Below are 12,793 nucleotides of genomic sequence, written 5' to 3'. Positions count from 1 at the left end.
GGGCCGTGGTCCCTCGGGGGATCAGATGGGTGGGCAGGACGATGTGCCGGCCGCGGTCCGACTCGGGGTCGTTGATGAGATCCAGGGCCAGTTCGGCGGCGACGCGGCCCATGTCGGAGGGGGACTGGGCCACGGTGGACAGGTCGAGCCACTCGGCCATCAGCTGGTCGTCGAAGCCGAGGACGGAGATGCGCTGGGGCACCTCGATCTGCACGGTGCGCAGGGTGGACATGATGGAGGCCGCCAGTTCGTCCTGTTCGGCGAAGACGGCGGTGGGCGGTTCGCGCAGGCTCAGCAGGTTTCCCACCGCCTGGGTGGTGCCGCGTTTGTCGCGGGGCGGGGTGGTGACGATCAGGTCGTCGTCCAGGGGGATGCCCGCCTCGGTGAGTGCCTGTTGGTAGCCGACGAGGCGATCGCGTGAGCTGAAGGTGAAGCCGCGGGCGTTGACGGTATGCGCGAAGGCGATCCGGCGGTGTCCGAGGTTGATCAGGTGGCGGGTGGCCTTGCAGGCGCCGGCGACATCGTCGACGTAGATGCTCGGGCGGCCCTCGACGTGTTGGCTGATGTAGATGACCGGCATGCCGAGATCGTCCAGCCGGGCGGTCTCGTCCTTGCTGAGGTCGAAACTGAACACCAGCAGCGCGTCCGCGTTGCGCCGGGCCGGCAGACGCTCGAAGAACGCGGCCCGTTCGGCAAGGTCGGGCACCACGTATACGGTCAGTTCCATCCCCGCGCCGCGCAGCAGCGGGCCCAGACTGGACAGCGCCGCTCCCATGAACCACGAGTCGAGTGTGGGCACGAGCACCGCCATGACGCCGGTGCGGCCGGTGACCAGGCTCGATGCCTGCCGCGAGATCGCGAAGTTGAGTTCGCGGGCGGCCTCCTCGACCCGGGCACGGACCTTCGGTGAGACCGATGTCAGGCCGCGCAGGGTGCGCGAGACGGTCGACGGGGAGACCCCCGCCCGTTCGGCGACGTCGGCCAACGTGGGGTGCCGCTGAGCTGGTGACATGAGCGGAAGTTAACACAGATTGCCCCTTCGGCGGGACCCCTCGTGACAGCGCTGTCACGACCGCTTGCAAGGGAGGCGCCCCGCTACAGCCGGGCCTGGAGGGCACCGATCTCCTAAAACATCCGTGCTACTACGAAGTTACGCATTGACTTCCGTCTGGTGCACTCCTACGGTGCAAGCGTTGTCTCAGCGGAGTCGAAGCCGTCTCTTCGAAGCCACCCTTCGATGCTTTGAACTGCGCTTTTGATCTACAGAACGCGATGACAGCACAGTCTCACAACAGAGCCATCCCAGAGGCATCTCGGCAGCTGCTCCCTACCGGGCGACCACGCCGAGACTTCGGTTCCGCACGTCCAGGAGAGACAGTGAACGCCAGAACCACCAGAGTTCTTCAGTGCTCGGCCGTGCTCGTCGCCGCCGGGCTCGTCCTCACCGCCTGCGGCTCCTCCGACAGCGACAGTTCCTCGGAGAAGTCCCCGTCGTTCTCGGGCCGTGGCCCGATCACGTTCGCGGCCGCCAAGGACAGCTCCGGCGTCGTCCAGAAGGTGATCGACGGCTGGAACACGCAGCATCCGAAGGAGAAGGTCACCTTCGTCCAGCTGCCGGCGGACGTGAATCAGCAGCGCCAGCAGATGATCCAGAACGCCGAGACGAAGTCCGACGCCTACACGGTGCTCTCCCTGGACGCGGTGTGGACCTCGGAGTTCGCCGCCCACCAGTGGATCGACCAGCTGCCCGCCGCGCAGTTCCCGCTGGACAAGATGCTCAAGCCCGTGGTGGAGACGACCAAGTACCGCGACAACCTGTACGCGGTCCCGCAGTCCTCCGACGGCGGCTTGCTGTACTACCGCTCCGACTTGCTGAAGAAGGCCGGTGTCAGCGCCGCGCCGACGACGTGGGCGCAGATGCAGGCCGCCTGCGCCAAGGTCGTAAAGCTGCCCGAGGCCAAGGGCATGGACTGTTACGCGGGCCAGTTCCAGAAGTACGAGGGCCTCACCGTCAACTTCTCCGAGGCCGTGAACTCCGCCGACGGCGTCGTCACCGACGCCGCCGGCAAGCCGGACGTCGACACACCTGCGGCGAAGAAGGGCCTGGACTTCCTGGTCGACTCCTTCAAGGGCGGCACGATCCCGAAGGAGGCCATCACCTACCAGGAGGAGGAGGGCCGCCAGGCGTTCCAGTCCGGCAAGCTGGTCTTCCTGCGCAACTGGCCGTACGTGTACTCGCTGGCCGAGAAGAGCAAGGTCGCGGGCAAGTTCGCGGTCGCGCCGCTGCCCGGCCTGACCGGCGCCGGCTCCTCCACCCTGGGCGGCCACAACGTCGCCGTGTCCTCCTTCGCCAAGAACAAGGCCACGGCGCTGGACTTCATCAAGTACTTCACCAACCACGACAGCGCCACCACGTTCCTCAAGGAGGGCTCGGCCGCACCGCCGTACGCGGACCTGTACGACGACCAGGCGCTGGTCAAGCAGTACCCGTACCTGCCGGTGCTGAAGAAGTCGATCCTCAACGCCGTGCCCCGGCCGAGGGTGGTCCAGTACGGCGACGTGTCCTCGGCGATCCAGCAGGAGGCGTACGCGGCCCTGAACGGCGACAAGTCCAGCACGCAGGCGCTGAAGGACCTGCAGGAAGCCCTGCAGAAGCTCTCGGCGCAGTGAGAAGGAGGCTCGTGGTGGCCACTCGGACCCCACCTGAGACGGCCGCGGACCGGCCGCCCGGCCCGGCAGCAGGCCGAGCCGGGCGGCCCCCCGCGCCGGAGAAAGCCCGGCGCGGCCGGAAGTCGGCCACAGCGGGTACGGGCCGGATGGCCGCCTTGCTGGTGTCCCCGACCCTGCTGGTGCTGACCGTCGTCGTGCTCTACCCGACGATCATGGCGCTGCGGGAATCGCTGTACGGGGCCAAGGGGCTGGATCCGGAGACCGGCTTCATCAGCGAGACCGAGCCGTTCGTCGGGCTGCAGAACTACGCCGACATCTTCGGCGAGGCCGGCGACCGGTTCTGGAACGCCTTCTGGAACACCACCTTCTTCACCGTCGTCACCGTGGGCCTGGAGACCTTGATCGGTGTCGCGATGGCGCTGATCATGCACAAGGCGTTCCAGGGCCGCGCCCTGATCCGCGCCAGCATCCTCATCCCCTGGGCCGTACCCACGGCCATTTCCGGCTTGCTGTGGCGGTGGATCTTCAACAGCGACGGCATCGCCAACGCCCTGGTCGGCCGCCAGATCCTGTGGACCACCGAGGGCTTCCACGCCAAGGTCGCCGTCATCATCGCCGAGGTGTGGAAGACCGCCCCGTTCATCGGGCTGCTGGTCCTGGCCGGCCTGCAGGTGATCGGCAAGGAGGTGTACGAGGCCGCCCGCATGGACGGGGCGAGCCCCCAGCGCCAGTTCTGGCACATCACGTTGCCGCTGGTGAAGCCCGCTCTGCTGGTGGCTGTGCTGTTCCGCTGCCTGGACGCACTGCGGATGTTCGACCTGCCCTACCTTCTCGTCGGCGCGCAGAAGAGTTCGGTGGAGACCCTGTCGATGCTGGCGCAGAACGAGGCGTCCAACGTCCGCTTCGGACCGGCCGCCGCCTATGCGGTGGTGCTCTTCGTCTACGTCCTTCTCATCGCGCTGGGCTTCGTACGGCTGCTGGGCGCGGACGTCGTCGGTGACGCGGGCGGCTCGGGCAGGAAGAAGCGCCGACGGGCCTCGAAGCGCAGCCGTGTGGAGGTGTCGGCATGACCGCGACCGTGAAATGGCGAACCTGGCTGCTGTATCTGGGAGTTGCCGGGGTGGTGGCCTACTGCCTGGCCCCCTTCTACTGGATGCTCATCTCCAGCCTGCGCCGCACCTCCGACATCTTCGACACCTCGCTGCTGCCCTCCCCGGTGTCGTTCGAGAACTACGAGGCGGTCTTCGATCCCTCCCAGGGCTTCGGTCGCGCCCTGCTCAACAGTCTGATCGTCTCCGGCATCACCACCGCATTGGCACTGCTGCTGGCCACGTTCACCGCCTACGCGATGGCCCGGCTGCAGTTCCGGTTCAAGCGGCTGATCCTCACCCTGATCATCGCCACCTCGATGTTCCCCGTCGTGTCGATCGTGGTCCCACTGCTGAAACTGTTCACCGACATCGACTGGATCAACACCTACCAGGCGATGATCGTGCCGAGCATGTCCTTCATCCTGCCCCTGGCGGTGTGGAACCTGACCACGTTCTTCCGGCAGATGCCCGACGAACTGGAGCAGGCCGCGATGATCGACGGCTGCACCCGCGGCCAGGCATTCCGCAAGATCATCATTCCGCTCGCCGCACCGGGCATCTTCACCACGGCGATCATCATCTTCATCGCCGCCTGGAACGAGTTCCTCATCGCCCTGTCGATGACGAACCGGCCCAGCATCCAGACCGCGCCGGTCGCCATCTCCAAGTTCTCCGGCGCCAGCCAGTTCGACACCCCGTTCGGCAGCCAGATGGCCGCGGGCGTCCTGGTCACCGTCCCACTGGTGATCATGGTGCTGCTCTTCCAGCGCCGCATCGTCGCCGGACTCACCGCGGGCGCCGCCAAGTAATCGTCCCTTCTGGCCGGTTCCCCCACAGTCCCCTCTTCTCAAAGGATCCTTCAGCCCCATGTCCCCCACCACGCCCTGGTGGCGCAGCGCCGTCATCTACCAGGTCTACATCCGCAGCTTCGCCGACGGGAACGGCGACGGCGTCGGCGACATCGCCGGCCTGCGCTCCCGGCTCCCGTACCTGAAGTCGCTCGGTGTGGACGCCCTCTGGGTCACCCCCTGGTACAAGTCCCCGATGGCGGACGGCGGCTACGACGTGGCCGACTTCCGCGCCGTCGACCCGCTGTTCGGCACCATCGCCGACGCCGAGCAGCTCATCGCCGAAGCCCACGAGCACGGGATCCGCGTCATCCCCGACATCGTCCCGAACCACACCTCCGACCAGTACGCCTGGTTCCAGGAGGCACTGGCCGCCGGCCCCGGGAGCCCGGAACGCGAGCGGTACGTCTTCCGGCCCGGCCGCGGACCCGACGGCGCCGAGCCACCCAACAACTGGGTCTCCTGCTTCGGCGGCCCCGCCTGGACCCGCCTGCCCGACGGCGAGTGGTACCTGCACCTGTACGCGCCCGAACAGCCCGACCTCAACTGGCAACACCCCGACGTCCACGCCGAGTTCGAGTCCATCCTCCGGTTCTGGTTCAGCCGGGGTGTCGACGGCTTCCGCATCGACGTCGCCCACGGCCTCGCCAAGGACCCCGAACTGCCCGACCTGCGGCCCAAGTCGGCGGGCGAGAAGACCCGGGAGTACGTCGCGCACCCGCACTGGGACCGCGACGAGGTCCACGACATCTACCGCGCCTGGCGCAAGGTCGCCGACGAGTTCGACGGTGAGCGGGCCTTCGTCGCCGAAGCCTGGTCCGACACCTGGGCCGACACCCCCGAACGCCTCGCCGCCTACGTCCGCCCCGGCGGCCTGCACACCGCGTTCAACTTCGACTTTCTCATGGCCAGTTGGGACGCCAAGGACCTCCGCGCGGTCATCGACGACTCTCTCGCCATGCTCAGGGAGGTGGGCGCACCGGCCACCTGGGTGCTGTCCAACCACGACGTCATGCGCCACGCCAGCCGCTACGCCCGCCAGACCGTGGCACGGTGGGTGCCCAACGAGCGCTACCAGCCGGAAGGCCCCGCGGACCTGGACCTCGGCATCCGCCGTGCCCGGGCCGCCGCCTTGCTGATGCTCGCCCTGCCCGGCGGCGCCTACATCTACCAGGGCGACGAACTCGGCCTGCCCGAAGTCGAGGACCTCCCCGTGGACGTCCTCCAGGACCCCATCTGGGAACGCTCCGGCCACACTGACCGAGGCCGCGACGGCTGTCGCGTGCCGATCCCCTGGTCAGGACACGTGGCGCCCTTCGGCTTCAGCCCGGCCAACGCCTCCGCCGAACCCTGGCTGCCACAGCCCGCGAACTGGAGCGAGCGCAGCGTGGAGGCACAGACCGGCGACGCGACCTCGATGCTGGAGCTGTACCGCACTGCCCTTCGCATACGCCGCGACAACCCCGCCCTCGGCGACGGCACCATGACCTGGCTCGACGCCCCCGCAGGAGTCCTCGCCTTCCGCCGCGACCCCGGCTTCCTCTGCGTCGTCAACCTCTCAGATGAGGCGTACCAGCTGCCCGGACACACCTCGATCCTGCTGGCCAGTGGTCCCGTCGAGGACACGCTGCTGGCACCCGACCAGGCGGCCTGGCTCGAGGTGTAGCAGCTCGCATCAGACATAACAGCCCTCCTCGAACCGCCAGGGTCTGTCCGGTGTCACTCCCCTGTCACTCCCCGCTGACCGGACAGCCCTGGCCCATCCTCGGTGAGTTCGACGAGCTCCAATATCAAATCCGAGAGGCTCATCTCTAGTGGACAGCAACACCCAGTCCCAGACCTTCGACGCCATAGCCACAGAGCCCGGCCCAGTCATGCAGGGCCTGCAGCCCTTCCTGCACGACGCTGTCGTCTCGGTGTGCGCACCGAGCCTCGTGGTCTCACACCCGGACGGGCAGCTCGACGGCGGGGCGGACGGCTTCTACCACGGTGACACCAGGGCGCTGGCCCGGCTGACCGTGGCTGTGGAGTCAAGCACACTCGCTCCGGTCTCGGGCCGGTTGGGGGCGGACCAGGCGGGCTTCCGGGCGGTCGTCCGGGGCCTGGGTGAGGTAACGGCGGACCCGGTGGTCGCCCTGCACCGGCGCCGTACCGTCTCCTCCGGTCTCCTGGAGGAGATCTTCGAGGTCACCAACCACGGCACACGACACGTCCGCTTCCGGCTCACCGTGCGGGTGTCCACCGACCTCGCGTCAATGGAACGCGTGAAGTCCGGCCAAGTCCTGGACGACGTACCCGCCGAAGCGGGTGCCGAGGCAGGCACGCTGGCCTGGTCCCGCGGCGGGTTCGCGGTCCGCCTGCTCAGCACCCCGGCACCGGACGAGCTGGACGCGGCAGCCGGGCATCTGTCGTACGAGATCGAACTGGCACCCGGCCGGTCATGGAGCGCGCGCCTGTCCGCCACGGCCACGCACGACCACGGCGACCACTTCCCGGCCGCACCCGCGCATCAGGTGCCCTGGAGCACTCCCGTCCTGCGCAGTGCGGACCGGCGCTTCGACCGATGGCTGGCGCAGTCGGTCGCCGACCTGGAGCGGCTGCGCCTGACGGACCCGCAGTCGCCGCAGGCGGGTCGGCCGGACCAGTTCCTGGCCGCCGGCGCCCCCTGGTACCTGACCCTCTTCGGCCGCGACGCGATCTGGGCCGCCCGCATGCTCCTCCCGCTCGGCACCGACCTCGCCGCCGGCACCTTGCGCACCCTCGCCCGCCGCCAGGGCGCCGTCACCGACCCCACCGCGGAGGAACAGCCCGGCAAGATCCTGCACGAAGTGCGTCGCGGCGCCCTGCAGATCGCGGACCGGCTCACACTCCCACCCATCTACTACGGCACGGTCGACGCCACCCCCCTGTGGATCACCCTCCTCCACGACGCCTGGCGCTGGGGCCTGGATGCCCAGGAAGTCGAACTACTGCTGCCGCACGCCGAATCGGCACTCGCCTGGATGCGTGACCAGACGGACGCCGACAGCAACGGCTTCCTCACATACGTCGACCACACCGGCCGGGGCCTGGCCAACCAGGGCTGGAAGGACTCCGACGACGCCATCCGCCACCGCGACGGACACCCCGCCGCAGCGCCGATCGCGCTGTGCGAAGTCCAGGCGTACGCCTACGAGGCCGCGCTCTGCGGAGCGGCGCTGCTGCGCGCGTTCGGCCGGCCGGGGGCCGACGAGTGGGAGACATGGGCCGAGCGGCTCGCGGACCGCTTCCGCGACCGCTTCTGGGTGACGGACGAACACGGCCCCTATCCGGCCGTCGCACTCGACGGCGACGGCAAGCCCGTCGAATCGGTCACCTCCGGCTTCGGCCACCTCCTCGGCACCGGCCTGCTCAACGCCGAGGAGAGCGCACTGCTCGCGGCCCGCATCGCCGGACCCGACCTCGACGCAGGCCACGGCCTGCGCACCCTGAGCAGCGACGCGGTGGGCTTCAACCCCTACGGCTACCACACCGGTTCCATCTGGCCGCACGACACGGCGATCGCCGTACACGGCCTGGCCAAGGCCGGATTCCCGGACGCCGCCGCCTCACTGGCAGCCGGCCTGCTGACCGCGTCGACGGCCTTCGACGCCCGCCTCCCCGAACTCTTCGCCGGCCACGGCAGCCGGCAGAGCCCGTACCCCGCCCCCTACCCGGCGTCCTGCCGACCACAGGCATGGGCAGCTGCCTCCGCGATCCTGGTACTCCAAGCAGCCCTGGGCCTGAACGCAGACGTCCCCGGCGGCACGGTCACCATCGCGCCCAACTTCGCCTCGACGTACGCACCGCTCACGGTGAAGGGACTCCAAGTCGGCGGAAGTCAGCTGGACGTCACAGTCACGGCGGACGGAAGGGTGGACATGACCGCTCCGGAAGGTCTGACCGCGGTTACACCCTGATACCGCGCCACCAAGGAGCTAGATCGACAACCAGGCAACAGTCGGCCCACCGTGCTGGAGCGAGCACGGCATGGGATGTGAGGGTGAAGCGCATGAAGTCTCGTACCGCCTTGTCGGCCTTCGCGGTCTGCGTTGTACTCGCCCCGCTCACCGGATGCGGCGGCGGTGGCGGCGGTGGCGGTGGCGGTGGCGGAACGGGCCACGAAGTCCCGGTGCCCAGCGCGCCCGCCGAGAGTCGGACGCCGAACCCGGGTAAGGGGTCGAAAGACCCCGACGACATCAACGGCGACGGGTACCGCGATCTCACGGTCCCCATTCCGGGCGACGGCATACGGTTCGGTGTCGTCTACGGCTCGGCGAAAGGACTCGACCCGTCGACGCATACGGCCTACGGGCGCGACGACTTGGGCCTGCCGGACCCCCCGGAGGATGTGGGTACGGACAACAGCGCTCGGAGCACGGTCGCCGACCTGGACAGTGACGGCTTCCCGGACGTTGTCACGACTCTCACGGACACGCGCATCACGACCGCACGGTATCGCTCCGCCCCGTACGTGACCTGGGGCGGACCCGGCGGACCGACGGCGGAGGCCGCGGCGAGTCCGGTGCGACTGCCGCAGAGCGCATCGAAGTGGGGGCTTGAGAGCGCGGTGCGCGGCGACTTCGACGGGGACGGACACCACGACCTCGCGGCACTCGCGAAGACCGAGTTGAGCCCGGACGAGTTGCCCCTGGTGGTCCTGTACGGCCCCTTCACGCGGTCCGGTGTGCCGACGCGGACCGATACCAGTCTGTCGTTGCCGGAGGGCGATCTCGTGGTGGACGCTATCGACCCGTCCGGCCGGCCGCGCGCGACCTCCCTGCTGCTCCACGAACTAGACGACGGTGAGCAGACCCCCAACATCCTATACCCGGCTCGTCGTGGCACCGGCCTGTCCGCGAGCGGCAGGCAACTGCGCGCCGGCAACGCCCATGCGTTCGGCGACTTCGACGGCGACGGGCTGCGCGATGTGGCTGTCGGAGACAACGGCAGCCACAACAACGAGCCCGGAGCCGATTCCACTGCGCACGACGTCGTCGGATCGCTCGACGTGTACCCCGGCAATGGCGGCGAACCGGTCAAACACCGGCTGCCCAAGGTGCCTGAAGGTGCAGGTACCGACTACGGGCCTGGCGGCTATGTGGCCGCCGACCCGGACGGCGACGGCCGCGACGGCATCCTCGTTGCGACGTACAAAGGCGGCACCCTGATCGACGGCGACAAGCGCCTCCCCGTCCAGCGCACCGTGCAGAAGGGGCCGAAGAAATGGCGGCAAGCCCGGCCTGCGGGGGCTGCCGACTTCGAGGGTGACGGCAAGGACGAGCTGATCCTCAACTGGGCGTCCGGCGGCCTGTTCGGTACGTACGGCGACGATGCCACGCACTGGTGGATCACCGACGGCACGACAACCCGGGACAAGGCGTCCTTCGCCACGGCGGGGCTCGCTCCGCGCGCTTCCTAGGTCCCGTGGACTGGAGCCAGGTCCTCGCCTTCGGCGTGCCGCTGGTTGGTCACAACCACCCCGCCCCAGACGAACCCCGCCGTCACCACCAACAACACTGGGCCGAACGCATGGGCAGGAACCTGAGTGGGGTCCCAGTTCCGCCACCTGATGCGCGTGGCCGTCTCCGTACGCGAGGGCACCAGGATCCGCACCGTGCAACTGCTGCGCTACCTCAGGGATGGGAGATCGACCCGGAGGACCTGGCGCACATCTCGCCGTACCTGACCGAACACATCAACCGGTTCGGCGAGTACTCCACACACGAACGGCATCCAGCCCGACGCCTACGACCCGAAGCGCGATGTCGACTTCACCCGCTGCGCGAGCAGAACGTGACCGCTACCGGTCTTGGCCGGGCCGCCTACGCCGAGCGCGGCCAGAAGCCAGGCAGAGGCGAACGAACACCCCCATTCGCACGGACCGTGAGGCCTGTACACATCGAGCGCGCCGACTGCGACGACGCGGGCATCGGCCACAAGGTGCTGCACCCGCACGCCACCGGACCACCGGCAACCCGATGGATGCTGGTTCTTGCGGCCGAAGGAAGTGCGGGCCGTTTCCCCGGTCTGCGCAGTCGGTCGAGCAGGCCAGGTCGCGTTGTGCCTGGAGCTGGGCCAGGCGAGTGCTCAGCGTGCGGGTGATGTGCTGGTAACTGTCGCTGCCCAGAGCGAGGCGCAGCGGAGCGGGTTCCTCAACGACGCCGGCGATCATTGCGTCGACCATCTTGCCTGGGTCGCCCGGCGAGTGGAGCGAGGTGCCGTCGAGGATGTCCTTGATCCTGCGGGAGGGTGAGGCGTCATAGGCGGGGATACGGGGCCCGACTCTCGCGCTCCTGTCACGGAAACCGGTGCGCGCACTGCCGGGTTCGACGATCGTGCAGCCGATCCCGAACACGGCCGCCTCCTGCGCAACCGTCTCCATGAACCCTTCGATGCCCCACTTCGTTGCGTGAGAGAGCGAGCTGCCGGGAATCGTCACCTGGCCTCCGAGGCTGGAGACCTGGAGGATGCGGCCCTGACCCTGCTCGCGCATGTAAGGAAGGACCGCGCGAACGAGCTGGATTGATCCGATCAAATTGGTGTCGATCTGGTGGCGGACCTGCTCGTCGGTTACCTCCTCGGCGTCGGCCGTCGGCCGTATCTCGCCGGCATGTGTCAGGTCGAGAGCGGCGAGCCACAGCCGGTCGCCGTGTTGCGCCTTGAGGTCGTCGGCGGCTGAGAGGTCCCGAAGTGTGCCGGCGACACGATCGCCGGTAGCGAGCAGCTTTCCGTCATCAGGCGGCCGAAGCCGCTGCTGACGCCGGTGATGAACCAGGTTCTCATGGGTGGTTTCCTTCCGGGGGAAGCGGCGGGAGGACGTCCCGCCACGCGCGCGCCTGGCGCTTGTCGACGACGGGCGCGCCGTTCAGGATCACCATGCTGAGGTCGCGAAGGTTGTCGATGTCCGCAGTGGGATCAGCGTTCAGCACGAGCAGGTCGGCGCGCTTGCCGGGGGCCACCGCGCCGAGGTCGGGGCGGACACACTGCCGCGACGCGCCGCTGGTGCCTGCGGCCAGCACCTGGGTGGGCGTCATCCCGGCCGCCACCATGAGTTCGGCCTCGTCCAGGGTGTTGGCTCCGAACAGGCCTCGACCGCTGAAGGTGTCGCTGCCCAGCGCGATGTGCACGCCGGCCTCAGCGACCTTCTTGAGATTGCCACGGGCGTCCGGGTGGGCATCGTCGATCCAGAGCGTGGGCGTGTAGGTGATGCCGTGTTCGAGCATCAGGTCGATGAGCGAGTGGTCGGTGAGGGGCTCGACGGTGACACCGTGCTCCAGGCCGTCCGCCCCAGCCTCGATCGCCTCGCGTGCCGCGGCTTGCTGGGTGGTGTGGACGGTAACCCGAAGGCCCCGCTCGTGCCCGGTCTCGATACCCGCCCGAAGGACATCGAGGGGAAGCCGTTCCAACTCGACACCACCCGGAAAGGCAGGATTCTGCCAGAGGTACTTCGGCCCGCCGGCGTGCGCACACGCGCCTTCCGACAGGAGTTTGACCGCGTCCACCTTGCGGTCAGCGAGGTGGTGCACCAGGTCGCGGATCTGCTGCACACTGTCGACCTCTCCCGTGAAGCGCTCGCGCGCCCAGGGGTTGCCGCTGAAGACAGTGGCGGCGGGATGCCCGTCGCGTCCGGTGATACCGCAACCGGTCGCCAGCAGTCGCGGGCCCCGCAGCGCGCCCGCGGCGATTTTCGCCCGCGTGTCCAGAATTCCGCCCGTCGGATCGCCCACCGACTTGATGGTGGTGATCCCGTGGTCGAGGAACAGCCCGAGCTTTCCGGGAAGTTCGTTCTCCTCGAAGGCCCGCATCGAATCCGGATCGGAGACCGCGCGCACGTCGTAGAAGTGGATATGAGTGTCGATCAGGCCCGGCATGACCCATCCTTCGGCCGCATCCACCTCCTGTCTGCCCCTGAGCGGCTCGGCCGAGACGGAAGCAATCTCTCCGCCGTTGATGGCGACGTCGTACAGACCGGCGAGCGCCTGGCGGCCGTCGAAGACATGTGCGCGACTGATCACGAGGTCGTAGGTCGCGGGGCCACGAGCCCCCGTGCTCGCAATTGCTTCGGATTCCTGGGGCATCGCTCTCACTCCTGGTGCGTTCTGAGTGGGTGTTCGGGCCGCGGTACACGCGGACGGATCATGCGGGGCCGCTGACATCGAGAGT

At 68.6% G+C, this 12,793-nt stretch carries 10 protein-coding genes; 7 read left to right on the top strand and 3 right to left on the bottom strand.

Features of this window, described 5'->3' with window-relative positions; all coding sequences use genetic code 11:
- Nucleotides 1–1,012, bottom strand: a 1,012-nt coding sequence (locus tag G5C60_RS09565) for a LacI family DNA-binding transcriptional regulator (protein WP_338145759.1), incomplete at its 3' end; no start/stop codon positions are given.
- 365 nt (nt 1,013–1,377) lie between these two features.
- On the opposite strand from G5C60_RS09565, the gene G5C60_RS09560 reads away from it, so the two are divergent.
- The 6 genes from G5C60_RS09560 to G5C60_RS09535 all read left to right on the top strand — a co-directional run bounded on the left by G5C60_RS09560 (nt 1,378) and on the right by G5C60_RS09535 (nt 10,049).
- A complete protein-coding gene (locus tag G5C60_RS09560) occupies nt 1,378–2,670 on the top strand; it encodes an ABC transporter substrate-binding protein (protein WP_338145758.1) in 1,293 nt (430 codons plus the stop codon).
- Nucleotides 2,671–2,684: 14 nt separating this feature from the next.
- Nucleotides 2,685–3,740 (top strand): carbohydrate ABC transporter permease, encoded by a 1,056-nt coding sequence (locus G5C60_RS09555; RefSeq protein ID WP_338145757.1) that lies wholly within the window; start codon nt 2,685–2,687, stop codon nt 3,738–3,740.
- Nucleotides 3,737–4,570 carry a carbohydrate ABC transporter permease gene (locus G5C60_RS09550; RefSeq protein ID WP_165256750.1) on the top strand — a complete coding sequence of 278 codons (834 nt, stop codon included), beginning with the start codon at nt 3,737–3,739 and terminating at the stop codon, nt 4,568–4,570. Before G5C60_RS09555 ends, G5C60_RS09550 begins: the two co-directional genes overlap by 4 nt.
- Before the next feature lie 58 nt (nt 4,571–4,628).
- Nucleotides 4,629–6,275 carry a glycoside hydrolase family 13 protein gene (locus G5C60_RS09545; protein WP_165256748.1) on the top strand — a complete coding sequence of 549 codons (1,647 nt, stop codon included), beginning with the start codon at nt 4,629–4,631 and terminating at the stop codon, nt 6,273–6,275.
- A gap of 208 nt (nt 6,276–6,483) precedes the next feature.
- A complete protein-coding gene (locus tag G5C60_RS09540) occupies nt 6,484–8,547 on the top strand; it encodes an amylo-alpha-1,6-glucosidase (RefSeq protein ID WP_165256779.1) in 2,064 nt (687 codons plus the stop codon).
- Nucleotides 8,548–8,639: 92 nt separating this feature from the next.
- A complete protein-coding gene (locus G5C60_RS09535; protein WP_165256746.1) occupies nt 8,640–10,049 on the top strand; it encodes a hypothetical protein in 1,410 nt (469 codons plus the stop codon).
- A gap of 381 nt (nt 10,050–10,430) precedes the next feature.
- On the opposite strand, the gene G5C60_RS09525 is transcribed toward G5C60_RS09535, so the two are convergent.
- Nucleotides 10,431–11,177 carry an SDR family NAD(P)-dependent oxidoreductase gene (locus G5C60_RS09525; protein ID WP_338145760.1) on the bottom strand — a complete coding sequence of 249 codons (747 nt, stop codon included), beginning with the start codon at nt 11,175–11,177 and terminating at the stop codon, nt 10,431–10,433.
- Between the two features lie 3 nt (nt 11,178–11,180).
- On the opposite strand from G5C60_RS09525, the gene G5C60_RS53055 reads away from it, so the two are divergent.
- Nucleotides 11,181–11,309 (top strand): hypothetical protein, encoded by a 129-nt coding sequence (locus tag G5C60_RS53055; RefSeq protein WP_277611153.1) that lies wholly within the window; start codon nt 11,181–11,183, stop codon nt 11,307–11,309.
- Nucleotides 11,310–11,409: 100 nt separating this feature from the next.
- Here G5C60_RS53055 and G5C60_RS09520 read toward each other — a convergent pair whose 3' ends face one another.
- Nucleotides 11,410–12,708 (bottom strand): amidohydrolase family protein, encoded by a 1,299-nt coding sequence (locus G5C60_RS09520; protein WP_165256744.1) that lies wholly within the window; start codon nt 12,706–12,708, stop codon nt 11,410–11,412.
- Nucleotides 12,709–12,793: the final 85 nt, after the last annotated feature.

This window comes from Streptomyces scabichelini (assembly GCF_011045015.1).
GTDB classification, from domain to species: Bacteria; Actinomycetota; Actinomycetes; order Streptomycetales; family Streptomycetaceae; genus Streptomyces; species Streptomyces scabichelini.
This window is presented reverse-complemented; position numbering and strand designations above follow the sequence as displayed.

Bases quoted from the DNA above. Each gene is read 5' to 3' on its own strand.
- G5C60_RS09550 (WP_165256750.1), top strand. From the start codon at position 3,737: ATGACCGCGACCGTGAAATGGCGAACCTGGCTGCTGTATCTGGGAGTT.
- G5C60_RS09545 (WP_165256748.1), top strand. From the start codon at position 4,629: ATGTCCCCCACCACGCCCTGGTGGCGCAGCGCCGTCATCTACCAGGTC.
- G5C60_RS09540 (WP_165256779.1), top strand. From the start codon at position 6,484: ATGCAGGGCCTGCAGCCCTTCCTGCACGACGCTGTCGTCTCGGTGTGC.
- G5C60_RS09535 (WP_165256746.1), top strand. From the start codon at position 8,640: ATGAAGTCTCGTACCGCCTTGTCGGCCTTCGCGGTCTGCGTTGTACTC.
- G5C60_RS09520 (WP_165256744.1), bottom strand. From the start codon at position 12,708: ATGCCCCAGGAATCCGAAGCAATTGCGAGCACGGGGGCTCGTGGCCCC.